At 68.6% G+C, this 17,129-nt stretch carries 13 protein-coding genes; 8 read left to right on the forward strand and 5 right to left on the reverse strand.

The window, feature by feature from the left end; genetic code table 11:
• The first annotated feature begins 79 nt into the window (after positions 1 to 79).
• The gene (cckA, locus tag OCL97_RS03470) at positions 80 to 2,146 is read left to right on the forward strand and encodes a cell cycle histidine kinase CckA (RefSeq protein WP_377367629.1); all 2,067 of its coding nucleotides are present in this window, start codon (positions 80 to 82) and stop codon (positions 2,144 to 2,146) included.
• 104 nt (positions 2,147 to 2,250) lie between these two features.
• Positions 2,251 to 3,237 (forward strand): SDR family oxidoreductase, encoded by a 987-nt coding sequence (locus tag OCL97_RS03475; RefSeq protein ID WP_377367631.1) that lies wholly within the window; start codon positions 2,251 to 2,253, stop codon positions 3,235 to 3,237.
• A 257-nt stretch (positions 3,238 to 3,494) separates the two neighbouring features.
• Here OCL97_RS03475 and OCL97_RS03480 read toward each other — a convergent pair whose 3' ends face one another.
• Entirely contained in the window at positions 3,495 to 3,776 is a 282-nt protein-coding gene (locus OCL97_RS03480) for a hypothetical protein (RefSeq protein ID WP_304782073.1), read from the reverse strand.
• A 260-nt stretch (positions 3,777 to 4,036) separates the two neighbouring features.
• Between OCL97_RS03480 and OCL97_RS03485 the strand changes: the two genes are divergently transcribed.
• On the forward strand, positions 4,037 to 6,010 hold the full coding sequence (locus OCL97_RS03485) for a DEAD/DEAH box helicase (protein WP_377367633.1): 1,974 nt from the start codon (positions 4,037 to 4,039) through the stop codon (positions 6,008 to 6,010).
• A gap of 30 nt (positions 6,011 to 6,040) precedes the next feature.
• On the opposite strand, the gene OCL97_RS03490 is transcribed toward OCL97_RS03485, so the two are convergent.
• Complete coding sequence (locus tag OCL97_RS03490; RefSeq protein ID WP_377367635.1) at positions 6,041 to 7,321, reverse strand: M20/M25/M40 family metallo-hydrolase; 1,281 nt, start codon at positions 7,319 to 7,321, stop codon at positions 6,041 to 6,043.
• Between the two features lie 205 nt (positions 7,322 to 7,526).
• Here OCL97_RS03490 and OCL97_RS03495 point away from each other — a divergent pair, with 205 nt between their 5' ends.
• Both OCL97_RS03495 and OCL97_RS03500 read left to right on the forward strand, forming a co-directional pair.
• Positions 7,527 to 8,120 carry a response regulator gene (locus OCL97_RS03495; protein WP_377367637.1) on the forward strand — a complete coding sequence of 198 codons (594 nt, stop codon included), beginning with the start codon at positions 7,527 to 7,529 and terminating at the stop codon, positions 8,118 to 8,120.
• Positions 8,117 to 8,590, forward strand: coding sequence for a hypothetical protein (locus tag OCL97_RS03500; RefSeq protein WP_377367639.1), 474 nt, complete (start codon positions 8,117 to 8,119; stop codon positions 8,588 to 8,590). The genes OCL97_RS03495 and OCL97_RS03500 overlap by 4 nt, the downstream gene beginning before the upstream one ends.
• On the opposite strand, the gene OCL97_RS03505 is transcribed toward OCL97_RS03500, so the two are convergent.
• The gene (locus OCL97_RS03505; RefSeq protein WP_377367641.1) at positions 8,587 to 9,276 is read right to left on the reverse strand and encodes an SOS response-associated peptidase family protein; all 690 of its coding nucleotides are present in this window, start codon (positions 9,274 to 9,276) and stop codon (positions 8,587 to 8,589) included. The two genes, OCL97_RS03500 and OCL97_RS03505, sit on opposite strands and share 4 nt — an antisense overlap.
• Before the next feature lie 151 nt (positions 9,277 to 9,427).
• On the opposite strand from OCL97_RS03505, the gene OCL97_RS03510 reads away from it, so the two are divergent.
• A complete protein-coding gene (locus OCL97_RS03510) occupies positions 9,428 to 11,281 on the forward strand; it encodes a DUF885 domain-containing protein (protein WP_377367643.1) in 1,854 nt (617 codons plus the stop codon).
• A gap of 4 nt (positions 11,282 to 11,285) precedes the next feature.
• The gene (locus tag OCL97_RS03515; protein ID WP_377367645.1) at positions 11,286 to 13,109 is read left to right on the forward strand and encodes a DUF885 domain-containing protein; all 1,824 of its coding nucleotides are present in this window, start codon (positions 11,286 to 11,288) and stop codon (positions 13,107 to 13,109) included.
• A 34-nt stretch (positions 13,110 to 13,143) separates the two neighbouring features.
• Here the strand turns inward: OCL97_RS03515 and OCL97_RS03520 are convergent, their stop codons facing one another.
• Positions 13,144 to 14,766 (reverse strand): EAL domain-containing protein, encoded by a 1,623-nt coding sequence (locus OCL97_RS03520; RefSeq protein WP_377367647.1) that lies wholly within the window; start codon positions 14,764 to 14,766, stop codon positions 13,144 to 13,146.
• Positions 14,767 to 14,999: 233 nt separating this feature from the next.
• On the opposite strand from OCL97_RS03520, the gene OCL97_RS03525 reads away from it, so the two are divergent.
• Positions 15,000 to 15,485, forward strand: coding sequence for an NUDIX hydrolase (locus OCL97_RS03525; protein WP_377367649.1), 486 nt, complete (start codon positions 15,000 to 15,002; stop codon positions 15,483 to 15,485).
• Positions 15,486 to 15,595: 110 nt separating this feature from the next.
• On the opposite strand, the gene OCL97_RS03530 is transcribed toward OCL97_RS03525, so the two are convergent.
• A complete protein-coding gene (locus OCL97_RS03530) occupies positions 15,596 to 17,107 on the reverse strand; it encodes an ATP-binding protein (protein ID WP_377367651.1) in 1,512 nt (503 codons plus the stop codon).
• Positions 17,108 to 17,129: the final 22 nt, after the last annotated feature.

Here is a 17,129-nt window from a genome sequence, read left to right on the forward strand (position 1 = left end):
GCGTAATCTCAAGGCTTCATGTATGCTGAACACCGATTCGCCGGGCCAACCCGTTCAGGGCGCCCGCCTGGAAAACCCCATGGCTGAGCCGACCGCAAAACGCCGGTTTGATCCGCTGACCGCCGCGGCGGTGGTGTTCTTCCTCATGGCTGTCGCCTTCGCGGCCGCCCCGGCCATCAATGCGGGGCCTGCGACCCTGGCTGGCCTCATGCTGCTGATCGGCCTGGCCGGCGTCGCCTGCCTGGGTCTCTTCGCCCTGCGCGGCTCGGTGGAAGCCGCCGCCGAGAGCGAGCCCGGCGCCGACAAGCTGATCGAGGCGCTCTCAGAACCCGCCGCCATCGCCGCCGCTGACGGCCGCATCCACGCCGCCAACGGCGCGTGGAGGTCCGTGCTGGGCATGGCGCAGCGCCTGCCCAAGGGCGGGCCGTCCGCCGCCAGCCTGTTCGCCGCGCTTACCGCCGCGCGCCGGGGCGACACCTCCCAGGCCTCGATCCGCACCAACGGGACCGAGCACAACGCCACCATCTCGCCCCTGGGCGCCCGCCGTTTCCTGGTGCGCCTGAACGCCGGGCCGGCCGAGCCTCTGTCCCTGCCGTCCGCGGCCATGGACGTTCTGACCGCATTTTCCAATGCGATGCCGCCGCCTCCAAAGGTGCTGGACGCCTTCGCCGCGGCCTCGCCCTTCGGCGCGGCCTTGCTGGAGGGGGAGGACCCGTTTGAGTCCACCATCGTCGAGGCTAACCCGACGCTCGCCGCCGCCCCCGGCTATGGCGGCGTCGGCTCGACCTTCGGCGACCTGATCGAGACCGCCAGCCGGGCCGACGCCTCGCAGCGGCTGAAGGACGGGACCGGGGGCGGTGGGGCGCTGGAAGTGCGCCTGGCCAAGGACCCCACCAAGATCGCCCACCTCTACCTGTCCAAGAGCGACGGCCGCTGGGTCGCCTATCTGGTGGACGTGTCGGAGCAGAAGCAGATCGAACTGCAGCTGGCCCAGAGCCAGAAGATGCAGGCCATCGGCCAGCTGGCCGGCGGCGTGGCCCACGACTTCAACAACCTGCTCACCGCCATCTTCATGCAGCTGGACGTGCTGTCGACGCGCCACCCGGTGGGGGACCCTTCGTATGAGGGCCTGAGCGAGATCCGCTCCACCTCCACGCGGGCCGCCGACCTTGTGCGCAAGCTGCTGGCCTTCTCGCGCAAGCAGACCGTGCAGCGCGAGATCCTCGACCTCGGAGAACTGATCAGCGAGTTCGAGGTGCTGCTGCGCCGCGTGCTGCAGGAAGACGTCAAGCTGGAGACCGAGTACGGCCGCAACCTGCCCCACGTGCGGGCCGACCGCGGCCAGCTCGAGACCGCGGTGATGAACCTGGCGGTCAACGCCCGCGACGCCACCCGCATGAACGGCGGTTCCCGCGTCACCATCCGCACCGCCCGGGTCACCGAGGCCGAGGCCCATGCGCTCGGCTATCCCTCGGCCCAGGGCGAACAGGCCCTGATCGAGGTGTCCGACGACGGCCCCGGCATCGCGTCCGACGTGGTCGACAAGATCTTCGACCCCTTCTTCACCACCAAGCCGGTGGGCGAGGGGACGGGCCTGGGCCTGGCCACCGTCTATGGCATCGTCAAGCAGTCCGACGGCTGGATCAGCGTCGACTCCAAGCCGGGCGAGGGTGCGGCCTTCCGCATCTTCCTGCCGGTGCACGCCGCCCCTGCCATCGTTGACAAACCCCTGGTCCAGAAGGCGACCCGCCCGGCCGCGCGCGATCTGTCCGGCGCCGGCCGCATCCTGTTCGTCGAGGACGAGGACGCGGTGCGTGGCGTCGCCGCCAAGCTGCTGCGGGCTCGTGGCTACGAGGTGATCGAGGCGGCGTCCGGCGAAGAAGCCCTGGAGCTGGCCGAGGAACATGCCGGCACCATCGACCTGATGATCTCCGATGTGGTCATGCCCGGCATGCAGGGCCCCGACCTGTTGAAACAGGCCCGGATCTACCTGGCCGGCGCCCCGGTGATGTTCATCTCCGGCTATGCCGAGGCCGAGTTCTCCAACCTGCTGGAGGGGGAGACCAATGTCTCCTTCCTGCCCAAGCCCATCGACATCAAGACCCTGGCCGAGCGCGTGAAGCAGGAGCTTCAGAAGGCCGCTTAGCGGACCGGCTCTTCCTCCCCTGCGCAGCGGGGGAGGGAATAGGTCGAGGAACAACATCCCGTCCCCGCCGCTTGTCTGCGCACACCCCCGCGCAGGAGCATCCGATGTCCGAGACCCCCGAATCCCAAGCCGAGGCCGCCGCTGAGCGGGGTCGCGAGATCCAGGATCAGGTGGAGGCGGCCGAGGAGACGTCCTTTGCGCCCAAGACGCCCAAGGCGCCCAAGGCCATGCAGGCCGGCGCGCGGGCCTATCCGGTCCCGCCCTTCCCCAAGCAGCACCAGGACAAGCCCGGCAGTGAGGCGGCGCTCGATCCGCAGCCCATGTACGACGCCCCGTTCTGGAAGGGCTCGGGCAAGCTGGAGGGCAAGGTCGCCCTGATCACCGGGGCGGACTCAGGCATCGGCCGCGCGGTGGCGATCCTGTTCGCCCGCGAGGGGGCCGATATCGCCATCGCCTATCTGACCGAGGAGGCGGACGCCAACACCACCCGCTTCGCCGTCGAGGCCGAGGGCCGGCGCGCCATCCTGATCCCCGGCGACGTCGCGGCGCCGGGCTTCGCCAGACAGGCGGTGGAGAAGGCCGTGGCGGAGTTGGGCAAGCTCGACATCCTGGTGAACAACGCCGCCTATCAGGAGCATGTGGGAGACTTTCTGGATCTCACCGACGAGCACTTCGACCTGACGATCAAGACCAACCTGTACGGCTATTTCTACATGGCCAAGGCGGCCGTGGCGGTGATGCAGCCGGGCGGGGTGATCGTCAACACCGGCTCGATCACCGGCATCGACGGCAGCAAGGACCTGCTGGACTATTCGATGACCAAGGGCGGCATCCACGCCTTCACCCGCGCCCTGGCCGGCCACCTGATCGACAGGGGCATCCGGGTGAACGCCGTCGCGCCCGGCCCGGTCTGGACGCCGCTGAATCCGGCCGACAAGGACGAGGAGAAGACCAGCAAGTTCGGCGCCCAGACCCCCATGGGCCGTCCCGCCCAGCCGGAGGAGATCGCACCGGCCTATGTGTTCCTGGCCTCGGCGCAGAGTTCGAGCTTCATCACCGGCGAGGTGCTGCCGATCATCGGCGGGTATTGAGGCGGGCTGGGCAGGCAAAACAAGATCGACCACGAACCTCACGAACGACACGAACAGGAACACACCGGCGCCCGAGAGTGTCATCCCGGTTTCCGCGAAGCGGAAGACCGGGACCCATACTCACCGATCTAGCCTGCAATCCCCGCGCGTCTGCGGTCCAGACAACCCTTCGCGTTCGAGATCACACCTGTTGGTGTTCGTGTCGTTCGTGAGGTTCGTGGTCGAGCTTTCCTTGTCGCCGCTTCGCGGCGCCCGACCTAGATCTTCAGCTCGAAATAGCCGGTGGTGCTGCCGGGCGTGTAGCCGACCATGGTGATGCGGTATTCCTTGCCGTCGGCGAGGCGAAGGTGGCCGTCGCAGGCCTTGAAGGCGGCGTCGGCGATTTCCTCGGTGGTCATGAAGGAACCGCGCAGGGCGGCGCCACCCTGGCGTAGACCGGCGAGGGCGCCGATGATCTCATAGGCCACCTCACCCTTGAATCCCTTGTAGGACAGCTCGCCTTCCCCCGTGGTGGTGGGCGGGGTGCGACCGTTCTTCATCGTATATGCCATGGGACTGTAACGGTTGAGCTGGCGTTTCGATCCCCGTCGCCCATTCGCAGGACCGCGTCCCAAGAGCCGTACATGTTTCGCGGCGCCACGCTTTCGGACGGCGGACCGGTCTCCACTTCCCCTGAAAGCGCGTGTGTATTGATCGGGATTTCTTGACTTGAGGCTTGTATAAGCCCCCGCGAGGCTGCATTAGCCGCGCCCCCCGGCGTCTTCCCACGCCGCGGCTGACCGATCGGACGTTCGACACTATGCCCTTCCCCCCGACCCACCCGGCCCTGGAGCGCGCTCTGGCGGCCCAAGGCTATGCCGAGCCCACCCCTGTGCAGGACGCGGTCCTGGCGGAGGAGGCGGCAGGACGCGATCTGCTGGTCTCGGCCCAGACCGGGTCCGGCAAGACGGTGGCCTTCGGCCTGGCGGCGGGACCGACCCTGCTGGAGGGGGCTGAAAAGTTCGGGCCGGCGGGATCGCCCCTGGCCCTGGTCATCGCACCGACCCGTGAGCTGGCCATGCAGGTCAGCGTCGAACTGACCTGGCTCTATTCCCAGACCGGCGCGCGTGTCGAGACCTGCGTCGGCGGCATGGATCCGCGCCGCGAGCAGCGGGCCCTGGCGAACGGCGTCCACATCGTGGTGGGCACCCCGGGCCGTCTGAAGGACCACCTGGAGCGCGGCAATCTCGACCTCTCGGCCCTGCGGGTCGTGGTGCTGGACGAGGCCGACGAGATGCTCGACATGGGCTTCCGCGAGGACCTGGAGGAGATCCTGGACTCCGCGCCGGCCGGCCGCCGCACCCTGCTGTTCTCCGCCACCATCGCCCGCGAGATCGCGATGCTGGCCAAGCGCTATCAGACCGACGCGCTGCGGATCGACACCGTCAACCGGCACGAGCCGCACGGCGACATCGAGTACCGCGCCATCCGCGTGGCGCCCAACGAGGTCGAGAACGGCGTCGTCAACGTGCTGCGCTTCTTCGAGAGCCCTTCGGCCCTGGTCTTCTGCAACACCCGCGACGGCGTGCGCCACATGCATGCGGCCCTGCGCGAGCGCGGTTTCGCGGTGGTGGGCCTGTCAGGGGAACTGGGCCAGCGGGAGCGTTCCGACGCCCTGCAGGCCCTGCGCGACGGCCAGGCCCGGGTCTGCGTCGCCACCGACGTGGCCGCCCGCGGCCTGGACCTGCCTGACCTCGGCCTGGTGATCCATGCCGACCTGCCGGTGAACAAGGCGGGCCTGCTGCACCGCTCGGGCCGCACCGGCCGGGCGGGCAAGAAGGGCGTCTCGGTCCTGCTGGTCTCCTATACGCGCCGCCGCAAGGCCGAGCAGCTGCTGGCTTCGGCCAATATCGAGGCCACCTGGCAGGGCCCGCCGACCCCGGAGATGATCCGCGAGCGCGACCAGACCCGGCTGCTGGAGGACCCGATCCTCACCGAGCCCCTGGCCGAGGAAGACATGGCGCTCGCGAAGCTGGTGCTGGCCACCCGCACGCCGGAAGAGGTGGCTGCGGCCCTGATCCGCCTGCACCGCGCGCGACTGCCGGCCGCCGAGGACCTGCACATCGATCCCCGCGACAACCAGGGCCCGTCCTCGGGTCCCATGCCGCGGGCCGACCGCTGGAGCCCCGAGCGCGAAGGCCCGGTGGGCCGCCCCGAGCGGCTGGACCCCAGCGAGGTCACCTGGTTCCGCATCAATGTCGGCCGCGCCAAGAACGCCGATCCCAAGTGGCTGATCCCGATGATCTGCCGCCTGGGGCATGTGACCAAGCCGGAGATCGGCTCCATCAAGATCTTCGACCAGGACACCAAGTTCGAGATCGCCAAGCACGCCGAGGCCAAGTTCGCCGCGGCGGTCAAGGCGACCATGAACGACGAGATCAAGATCGAGCCCACCGTGGCTCCGGCCTCGGGTCAGAAGACCGCCCCGCCGCGCGACGCGCCGGGCGGCGAGCGTCCGGCCCGGTCGTTCAAGACCGGCCCGCGTCCCGAGTACAAGGGCAAGGGCGACGGCGCGCCCAAGGGCGAGGGCTACAAGGGCAAGACTGAGTGGAAGGGCCCGCCCAAGGAGGGCGGCGGCTACAAGGGCAAGCCTGAGAACTTCAAGTCCAAGGGCCCGCCCAAGGAGGGTGGCGGCTACAAGGGCAAGGCCGAGACCTTCAAGGGTCCGCCCAAGGATGGGGCCTTCAAGAAGCCCTTCAAGAAGAACAAGTCCAACGCCGGGCCGAAGGGCTAATCACCCTTCCGCTGGCGTGAAGGGTGGAGGCTACTCCACCCCCGCCACGGTGAGCAGCGCCGCCAGGCCGACGCTCATGCCCTTCACGCTGGGTCCCTTCTCGACGTCGATCCATTCGTCCAGGGCGTGCGCCCGGCCGCCCGCGCCGCCGGAGCCGATGGTGACCGCCGGGATTCCCAGGCTCATGGGCATGTTGGCGTCGGTGGACGAGGCGTTGTGGCTTGGCGTGTAGCCCAGGGCTGCGATGGCCTCGTGGGTGGCGACGACGATGGCGGCCTTTGGATCGGTGCGACCGGCCGGACGCTCGCCGATCACCCTGGCCTCGACGCTGACCTTGCCAAAGCGGGTGGAGCGTTGGGCGTTCTCGGCTTCCACCGCCTGGGCCAGGATCGCCTGCAGCTTGCCGTCCAGCCTGGCCAGTTCCTCGGCGCTCACCGAGCGCATGTCGAAGTCCATGAAGGCCTCGTTCGGGATGGCGTTCACCGATGTGCCGCCGCCGGTGACGCTGGCCGAATAGGTGGTTTTCGGCTCGGTGGGCGGCTTGATGGCGTAGAGATCGGTGACCGCCCTCGCCATGGCGGCCATGGGATTGACCATGCCGAAGGCCCCGTAGCTGTGCCCGCCGGGGCCGCGGAAGACGGCGTGGTAGCGTTTGGAGCCTACGCCCTGGTCGACCAGGTTCGCCGGGTCGTTTCCGTCCATGGAGAAGAAGGCGCTGATCTTCCCCTTGTACTTGCCGGAATTGAACAGATAGCGGACGCCGCGCAGGTTCCCGGGCCCTTCCTCGCCGACATTGCCGACGAAGAGGATATCGGCGGTGGTGGTGATCCTGGCCGCCTCCATCGCCCGCAGATAGGCCAGCAGCACGGCCAGCGCGCGGGTGTCGTCACCGATGCCGGGCGCCATCAATTTCGTCCCCTCGCGGCGGACCTTCACGTCGGTCCCCTCGGGAAACACGGTGTCCAGGTGGGCGGCGATGACGACATAGGGGCCCTTGCCCCTGGTCCTGGCCCCGGGCCTGACGCCCATGACGTTCCCCTCGGCGTCCATCTCCACGTCTTGCAGGCCGTGGGCCTCGAGCATGGCGAGGTAGGCCTGGGCGCGGGCGGCTTCCTTGAAGGGCGGAGCGGGGATCTCGGTCAGGGTGACGATGTGGGCGACGGTTTGGTCGTGGTCGGCGTCCAGCTTGGCGACCGCGGCCTTGAAGGCCGGGCTGGCCACCAGGTCCGCGGCCGAGGATCCGGTGGCGGCGCCTGCCTCGGTGGCGAGGCTCAAGGCGGCGAGCAAGGGCGCGAACGTGATCAGGCGCATGGATACTCCGTCATGGGGTCGTGGAGTCTTACCCCCAATTTCGATGCCTGCGCGGCCATTTCGCACGACGATGTTCTGTCAACAGGCCGCTCCTGAGCGGCTTCTCGGCCTCCACCCGCAGGTCCGCTGAGGTTTCGCACACCCAAAATGGGTAAACAGAGCCTTGCAAAGCTCTCGTTTACGCATCGGATCGTCTTATGAGGCCATGCAGAGCACCACCCGCATAAACCTGGAGAACGTCAGCGGCCTCGTCGTCGATGACAACGCCCAGGCGCTGGATCTGCTGGCCAGTGTGCTGTCCAGTTTCGGCATGCGGGACATCGCGCGCGCCGCCTCGGCGATGGAGGCGATGGAAATCGTCAAGGCGCGGCGGATCGACCTGATCATGACCGACGGCCAGATGCCGGTGATGGACGGCTATGATTTCGTCCACTGGGTGCGGCACCAGAACGACGAGGAACGGCGGCTGGTGCCGGCCATCGTCGTCACAGCCCACTCGCGGAAGAGTCAGGTGATGCGCGCCCGCGACTGCGGCGCCAACTTCATCATCACCAAGCCGATTACGCCCAAGGTGATCCTGGAACGGATTCTGTGGGTCTCTCAGGGGCGGCGGATGTTCATCGAGACCGACACCTATATCGGCCCCGATCGCCGGTTCAAGCAGGCGGGGATGCCCGCGGAATTCCCCGACGGTCGACGCCGTGACGACCAGCCGGCCGAGGTGGGCGCCCTGGCCGGAGACAACATGACCCAGGACGAACTCAACAACATGATCGCCCCGCAGAAAGTCGCCCTATGAGCGTCGTCCGGAAGTTCCACGTCACCCCCCGGCTGGCCAATCTGATCAAGGCGCCCGGCGGCCTCTACGTGCCGGAGGCGCTGAAGCGCGGCGCCGCGGCGATGGAGGAGTCGCGGGAGTCCTGCCTGTCGGAGATCGACGCGGCGCTGGCGGCGATGGACGCGATGGCGGCCACGCCTGGATTTGACCCCGAGGCGATGTACGACCGATCAGCCGGGCTGATCTCATTCTGCGGCCCCTTCGCCGACGACAGTCTGGCGACCGCGGCCCGCTCCCTGTGCGAACTGCTGGACCGCGCGGGCGAGGCGGGCCGGCGCGACGACCGGGGGGTGAAGGTGCATCTGGCGTCCCTGCGGCTGCTCCATCGCACCGAAGCCGACGAGGCCACGCGCAAGGCCATCCTGGCCGGGCTGGCCCAGGTGGTCGACCGCTACGACCGCGACGCCAAGGCCGAGCCGCCCGCCCCCTAGAGCGACCGGCGCAGTTCGCGCGACATCACGGCGTCGCGCGGCGCCTCTTCCAGATTGTAGGTTCCGGCAGGGGTCTGGGTGACCAGACCGGCCTTGCCGGGTCCGTCCAGCTTCAGCCAGTCCAGGCCCTGGGCCAGGGTCAGAACGGCGGGCTCGCTGTCCTGCAGCCCCGCCAGGTCGGCGCCGGCCGGACCGGTGACGATGGCGAAGCTCTCCAGCGTCCCGTCGGCGGTCTCGGCCCGGTCCCAGACGGCGGCGAAGTAGCGGACCTTGTCGGCGGGACCCGTGGGGGTCCAGGTCGCTTCCCAGCGGCGCTTGGGCTGACCCTTGCGCCAGCCGGGCGGCTCTTCATAGACGACGAAGGATGTCAGAGGGACCAGGGCGCGGCGGCTCGCATAGGCCTCCCGGAAGATCGGGGAGGTCTCCAGGCTCTCAATTTCCGCATTGGCGCAAAGGGTTTTCCAGGCCAGGAGCGGCCCCTTGTGGAAGGCCGGGACCAGCCACCAGCGGCGGACCACCGCCTCCAGGCCCTCGGCGCCTTGGCGGATCAGGAAGGCGCTGTCGGTGGGCCTAACGGGGACGTCCCAGGCCCGGGGCGGCGGCGTGTCCGCCCAGAAGACCGGCGTGGTCTCGAACCGGCGCAGATCCTCGCCCGGATGGACCCGCAGATGGAACTCGATGGTCATGGAGGTGCTATGCGCGCGGCCCCGGCGCCGGGCAAGACCGCGTGCGATCGCTGTCCGGATTACGATGATTTAACCTGCGGCACGACTTTCGCCCTGGCGGGCGGACCCCTAGGGTCCCGCGTAACATTTGTAACAGACCGGGGAGGGCGCGATGCATAGCCGCCGCCAACTTCTGCTCACCGCCGGCGCCGCCCTGGCCCTGGCCGGATGCGCCACAGCGACGCCTGCTCCGCTCCCACCGGCTCCGCCGCCACCCGCGCCGCCGACGGGCCCCAGCGCCAACGAGAAGTTGGCAAAGTTGCTGGACGCCTTCTTCGAGGAGGCGCTGGACGACTCCCCGGAGCTGGTCACCCAGCTGGGCCTCGACAAGGGCGCGCGGGCCGACGCCAAGCGCCGCCTGTCGGACGCCTCCGTCGCCGATCTCGAACGCGACCGCGCCCGCACCGCCGATCAACTGGCCCGGATGAAGGCCATCGACCGCGCGCAGCTGACCGGCATGAGCGCCATCAACTACGACGCGGTGATCTTCGGGATCGCCAACACCGATGAGGCCAACCGACGCTTCAAGTACGGCTCCGAGGGCGCGGGCTTCCCCTATGTCCTGTCGCAGCTCAGCGGGTCCTACCGCTCGACCCCGGACTTCCTGGGCAACCAGCATGTCATCGAGACCAAGGATGACGCCGACGCCTATCTGTCGCGGCTGGAGGCCTATGCGGTCCAGATGGACCAGGAGACCGAACGGGCCCGCCGCGATGTGGGCCTGGGGATGATCCCGCCGGACTTCGCCATCGACGGGGCGCTCGCGCAGATGAACAACCTGCGGACCACGCCCGACCGCTCACCCCTGGCGAGCCAGCTGGTGGCCAAGGTGAAGGACAAGCAGATCGCCGGTGACTACGGCGCCTTCGCCTCGAAGATCTACCTGGAGAAGGTGCGGCCGGCCCTGGAGCGGCAGATCGCTTTCATGACGGAGATCCGGCCCCGGGCGGTCTATGACGCCGGCATCGGCGGGCGGCCCGATGGCGAGGCCTATTACGCCCTGGCCCTGCGCAACTCGACCACCACGACCCTGTCGGCGGCGGAGATCCACCAGATCGGGCTGGAGCAGGCCAGGGAGCTGTCGGAGCGGGCCGACACCATCCTGAAGGCCCAGGGCTACAGCAAGGGCAGCGTCGGCGCGCGGATCCAGGCCCTCTACAAGGACAAGAAATACCACTACGCCAACACCGACCCGGCCAAGGAGAAGCTGATCGCCGACCTTAACCTGCAGGTCCAGGCGATGGCCAAGCGTCTGCCGGAGTATTTCGGGGCCCTGCCCAAGGCGCCGCTGGACATCAAGCGGGTGCCCAAGTTCATCGAGGCCGGGGCGCCGGGTGGCTACTACAACCAGGCCACCCTGGATGGGTCCCGGCCAGGCATCTACTGGATCAACCTGCGCGACACCGCCGAGTATCCGACCTGGAGCCTGCCGACCCTGACCTATCACGAGGGGCTTCCAGGCCATCACCTGCAGCTGACCCTGCAGCAGGAGGCCGACCTTCCGATGCTGCGGCGGGCCTCCTTCCTGTCGGCCTATGGCGAAGGCTGGGCCCTCTACGCCGAGAAGCTGGCCCAGGAGATGGGGGTCTATGCCGACGATCCCATCGCCGAGATCGGCTATCTTCAATCGTCGCTGTTCCGCTCGGGGCGGCTAGTGGTGGATACCGGCATGCACGCCATGGGGTGGAGCCGCGAGAAGGCCATCGCCACCATGACCTCGATCGACGGCTCGCCCACCAGCGCGGCGGCCACCGAGATCGAGCGCTATTCCGTCTGGCCGGGCCAGGCCTGCAGCTACATGGTGGGCAAGCTCACCTGGCTGAGGCTGCGGGACAAGGCCCGCGCGGCGCTTGGGCCCCGGTTCGACATCCGCAAGTTCCACGACGCCGGCCTGCTCTCCGGCGCCATGCCGCTGACGGTGCTGGAAGCCGTCATCGACACCTACATCGCCACCAACAAGGCTTGACCCCATGACTGTTCTTGATCGCCGCGGCTTCCTTCTGACCACCGCGAGCGCGGCCCTGATGGCCGCAGCGCCCGCCCTGGCCCAGGGCCCGGAGGACGCCAAGCTCAAGACTCTTCTGGACCAAATCTTCGAGGACCAGGTGGACGAAAGCCCTCAGCGCGCCACGTCGCTGGGCCTCGACAAGGGCGCGCGGGCGGCTCTGAAAGGGCAGCTGGACGAGCGCTCGACGGCGGCGCGGGACGCCCGCCTGGCCAGGGTGCGCAGCCGGGTCACGGCCCTGAACGCCATCGACCGCAACGCCCTGTCGCCGGCGTCGAAGGTCGACCTCGATGTGGTGCTCTACCAGAACAGCCACGCGCTTTCGAACGGCGAGAAATACAGGTTCGGCGCGGTGGGCGGCCGGTTCTCGCCCTATGTGATCAGCCAGCAGAACGGGGCCTATCAGGACATCCCCGACTTCCTGGACAACCAGCACCGGGTGACCGCCAGCGCTGACGCCGACGCGTGGATTTCGCGCCTGCACGACTTCGGCAAGGTGCTGGATCAGGACCTGGCGCGCATGAAGGCTGATGTGGCCGCCGGCGTTGTGCCGCCGGACTTCATCTGTGACCTGACGCTGGCCCAGCTCAAGGCCCTGCGCGACCAGCCGCCGGAGAAGACCGTGCTGGTGACCTCCCTGGTCGCCAAGGCCAAGGCAGCCGGCCTGACCGCCGACTATGGGACCGCGGCCACGAAGATCGTGGCGCAGGAAATCTACCCGGCCCTTGACCGTCAGATCGCCGCCGTCGTGGCCAACCGCGCCATCGCCACCTCGGAGGCCGGCGTCGGCCGCCTGAAGGACGCCGAGGCCTACTATGCCGACGCCTGCGAGGCCTCGACCACCACCACCATGACGCCGCAGGAGATTCACCAGCTGGGTCTCGACCAGGTGGCCGACATCACCGCGCGCCTGGACACCATCCTCAAGAGCCAGGGGATGACCAAGGGGACCGTGGCCGACCGCCTGAACGGCCTGAACAATGATCCGAGCCAGGTCTACGCCAACACTGACGCGGGCCGCGCCGAGTTGATCGCCGCCCTGAACGTGCAGATCGCGGAGGTCTACAAGACCCTGCCGCTCGCCTTCGACACCCTGCCCAAGGCCAAGGTGGAGGTGAAGCGGGTGCCGGCCTTCATCCAGGACGGGGCGTCCAATGGCTACTATCAGAGCGCGGCACTGGACGGTTCGCGCCCGGCGGCGTTCTTCATCAACCTGAAGGACACCCACGAGTGGCCGAAATATAATCTGCCGACTCTGGTTTATCACGAGACGGCGCCGGGCCATCACCTGCAGATCGCGCTCGCCCAGGAGAGCACCCGCATCCCGATCATCCGGCGCACCGGGGGCAGCTTCTCGGCCTTCTCCGAAGGCTGGGCGCTGTATGCCGAACAGCTGGCGGCCGAGACGGGCTCCTATACGGGCGATCCGCTGGGTGAGGCCGGCTTCCTCCAGAGCCTGCTGTTCCGCGCCTCACGCCTGGTGATCGACACCGGCCTGCATTCCAAGGGCTGGAGCCGCGAGAAGGCCACCGACTACATGGTCGCCGTCACCGGCTATCCGAAGAGCCGCGCCCAGCGGGAGGTGGAACGCTACTGCGTCGCGCCGGGCCAGGCCTGCAGCTACAAGGTCGGCCACACCCGCTGGATGCAGATCCGCGACGGGGCGAAGGCCAAGCTGGGGCCCAGGTTCAACCTGAAGGCCTATCACGACGCGGCCCTGCTCTCGGGGTCCATGCCGATGACCGTGCTGGAGCGCCATATGGCCGAGTGGCTGGCGACGCAGGCCTAGGTCAGCCAACCCCCGCGGCGATCACGGCTGGAAGTTAGCCCCAGCTGTCGACTGACCCGACGCGGCGGGCGGCAGGCTTGACGTTGGTGTTGGCCAGGCCCGCGGCGGTGGCCGCGAGGTCGGCCGGCGCGCCGTAGAGCCAGCCCTGGGCGTAGTCGACCCCGGCGCGGCGCACGGCTTCCTCGGCCTGGGGGGTCTCCACCATCTCGGCCAGGGTGCGGACACCCAGTTCGCCGCACATGGTCACCAGGTGGCGGATGAAGGTGCTCTCGCGTCCGCCGTGCTGCAGTTCGCGGATGTAGCGGCCGTCGATCTTCACGATGTCCAGGGAGAGCTGCTGCAGGTAGGCCAATGACGCCGCGCCGGCCCCGAAGTCGTCCAGGCAGATCAGGATGCCTTCGGCCCGCAGCGCCTGGAGGTGGCGGTCGGCGAGCGCCAGGTCCTCGATGGCGGCGCTCTCGGTGAGCTCGAGCAGCAGCCGGCCCTGGGCCTTGGGATTGTCGGCCAGCATCGTGCGGTCCGCCTCGACGAAGGCCGGGCTGGTGATGGTGCGGCCCGAGATATTGGCGGCCAGCCTCAGCGTCGGGTCCTGCACCAGCTTGGCGATGGTGCGGTCGATGACGGCGATGTCGAGGGGCTCGATGAGGTCCAGTTCCTCGGCCATGCGGATCATGGGGAAGGGGCTGGCGTTGTCGCCGAAGCGGACCAGGACCTCGTGGTGGTGCACCGCGCAGGACTTCTTGAGGTCGACCACCGGCTGGTAGACGAGGCGGAAGTTGCGGTCGGCCACGGCCTGGCCCAGGGCGCCGACCTCCACCAGGGTTCGGCGCACCGAGCGACTCACCGCCTCGTTCAGCGAGGTGGGGGCGGTGGCGTCCAGGCCATCCTTGATGAAGTTGTCGAGGGAATAGCGGATCGCCCGCAGCAACTGGCCGGGGGAGGCGTCGCCCTTTAGCGACAGGGTCTTGGCCATGGCCTTGACGCCGTGGGCCGGATCGACGGCCAGCAGGTGCATCAGGCGCTGGGCAAGGGCCTCGCCACTTTCGCCGTGGTGGCGGACAAGGGCGTAGCGGTCGCCGCCGAGGTCGGCCGCCGCGCCACCACCGTGGGACTGGGCGCGCAGGGCGCCGGCCAGGCGCAGCTCCATGTCCTTGGCCGACGCAGGCCCCAGGACTTTGCGCAGGGAGGTGAGGCCGCCCATTTCGATGAAGGCGAGTTCCAGGTCGAGGCCAGTGGCCTTCCCGGTTTCGAAGAGGGCCGCTGTAACCGCCTCGAGGCCCGCCTTGTCGTGCAGGCCATGGCTGGCGTTGGGGGCCGCGCGGCTGAAGGTGCAGGAGATGGCGCCATCATTGCCGGGCAGGCGGAAGACCGACATGGCCGCCGCGCGCTCGATGGCGCCGTCGCCGGCCAAGGTGACCACAAGGGGGCCGCCACGCTTGCCGTCGCTCAGGCCGTCCAGAAGAGCCTGGACCATGGCGCGGTCGCGGCCGTCGATGAAGTCGCGCCAGGCGCGGCCGACGAGCGCCGTCTCCCTGGAGCCGGACAGGGCTTCGCTGGCGCCGATCGCAAAGGCGATCGCGCCATCAGCGGCGATCTCGAGAAGAAGGTCCGCGTTCGCGAAGGCGAAGCCGAGCAACCGATGTGAAGCGACAGACAAGGCGCGGGTCCCCATGATCCGCGCGAACTCTCGCCCCGTGCCACTTAACGCCTTGTGAAAACGGCGTTCTTCCCTCCCGCCGATGGTGCGGCCTTCTGGCGCAGCGTTTTGGGGACAGAGCGCCGGAAGGGGGCTTGGCGAAGACCACGGCGGTTACCCGCCGGGATTCCGAAGCGACACCTGGGGAGCCGCAGACTAGGATTGGAGGGTCATTTGCCGGAGGTGAGTTGTTCGTGCGGGAGCGTTTGACGGCCAGGGTCCTGTTGTTTGACCCACAAGACCGCATCCTGCTGGTGCGCGGCCGGGCCAACGCCGCCGCCGACGCGCCGAGCTTCTGGTTCACGGTGGGCGGCGGGGCCGATCCGGGTGAGACCCTGGAGCAGGCGGCGCGGCGCGAGATCGCCGAGGAAACCGGCTTCACCGGGGTGGAGCTCGGCCCCGCGGTCTGGTTGCGGGCCAGTGTCTTCACCCTGGCCGACGGCGAGACGGTGATCCTCAAGGAGAGTTACTTCGTCGCCCGCTGCCCAGGCGGCGAGCCCAGCCGCGCGGCGTGGGAGCCGCACGAGGTGGTGCTGATGGACGACATGCGCTGGTGGAGCCTGGCGGAGATCGCCGCCGTCGACGAGATGATCTATCCCGAGCGTCTGCGCGAGCTGCTGCCGGACATCGCCCAGGGTCGTCTGCCTGCGACACCGCTTGAGATTTCGGTCGCCGGCTAGAGCCCTTTCCGATCTGACTGCTTCAATCAGACCTGATAAAAATGGCTCTAATTCAGAGAGTTAGAGCATTTTTCGATCCGATAACCGTCTCACACTTATCGGAAAATGCTCTAGGCCGTCGCCGCCAGGTCGCCGCCGTCCTCATCGGGGTTGGCGACGGCGGCCATCATGGCCGAGACCAGGCTCTGGACCTGGACAGGCTTGGTGACGAAGCCCGCGAAGCCGAGGTCGAGATAGCGGTCGGCGCCCAGGGTCATGGCGTCGGCGGTTACGGCGATCAGCGGGGTCTCGCGGTTCGGGCCGGCCTGGGCGCGCAGGGCCTGGAGCACGTCGATCCCGGTCATCTCCGGCATCTGGATGTCCATCAGCACCAGGTCGAAGGTCTCGGTGGTCATGGCCTCCAGGGCCTCGCGGCCGCCGTTGGCCACCCGGATACGGAAGCCCATGGCGCCCAGCAACTGCTCCAGCACCAGCAGGTTGGTGGGGTTGTCGTCGGCGCAGAGGATGGAAAGGACGGGCGCCTCGTCCTGCGCGATCGCCTGGGCGGCGATGTCTTCGGCGGCCGGTGCGTCGGTCTCTTCCAGGGGCAGGCTGAGCCGGAAGGTCGAGCCGACGCCCAGTTCGCTCTCCACGACCACGTCGCCGCCCATCAGGGCCGAGAGCTCGCGGCAGATGGCCAGGCCGAGGCCCGCGCCGGCGAACCGGCGAACATCGGAGGCGTCGCCCTGGCTGAATTTCTGGAACAGATGCGGCAGGTCGGCGGCGGCTATGCCGACACCGGTGTCAGACACGGCGAAGGTCAGGGCGTCTGTCCTAAGGTCGCGGTCCACCGTGATGGTGACCGCCCCCTCCTTGGTGAACTTCAGCGCATTGCCCACCAGGTTGAACAGCACCTGGCGGATGCGGCGCGGATCCAGAGCCACGAAGGCCGGCACGGCGTCGTGGACGTCGACGGCCAGGGTCAGGCCGCGCTCGGCGGCGGTGGGGGCCCAGAAGGTCTCCATCTCCGACAGCAGGGCGCGCAGGTCGCAGGGACTCCTGGCGATCTCCATCTGGCCGGCGTCGATCTTCGACAGGTCCAGGATGTCGTTGAGGATCACCATCAGGAGCTCGCCGCTCTTGATCAGGGTGTCGACCTGGCTGCGCTGGAGCCCCGACAGGTCCGACGTCTGGAGGAGCTGGGCCATGCCCAGCACGCCGTTCATCGGCGTGCGAATCTCGTGGCTCATGGTGGCCAGGAAGGTTGACTTGGCCAGGCTGGCGCGGCGGGCCTCCTCACGGGCGGCCTCGGCCTGGCCGGCCTGGCGCATGGCCTCGTCGCGGGCCTCGGTCAGGGTCGCGATCAGGCGGTTCTTCTCGTCCTGCCGGGCCAGGAGGTCGACGCGAGCGCGCAGCGCCGTGCGGCCCACCAGGAGAGCGATGCCAAGGCCCAGGCCGGCCAGGGCGAGAGCCAGCCCCGGATGACCGACGATGGCGAGGAGCGAGGCTGCGGTGATCCCGAAGATCAGGCGCGGGCCGATGGCCAGGCTATGGGCGGCGAGGGTGGCGCGATAGGCGGCGCCAGCCCTTTGCCCAGCGACGTTCGTCGCCGTATGCGTAACCTGATCTGTGACCGCGTCCATGTCGCCCCCGAGGCCGTCGTCG

Source organism: Phenylobacterium ferrooxidans, from assembly GCF_042714595.1.
GTDB classification, from domain to species: domain Bacteria; phylum Pseudomonadota; class Alphaproteobacteria; order Caulobacterales; family Caulobacteraceae; genus Phenylobacterium; species Phenylobacterium ferrooxidans.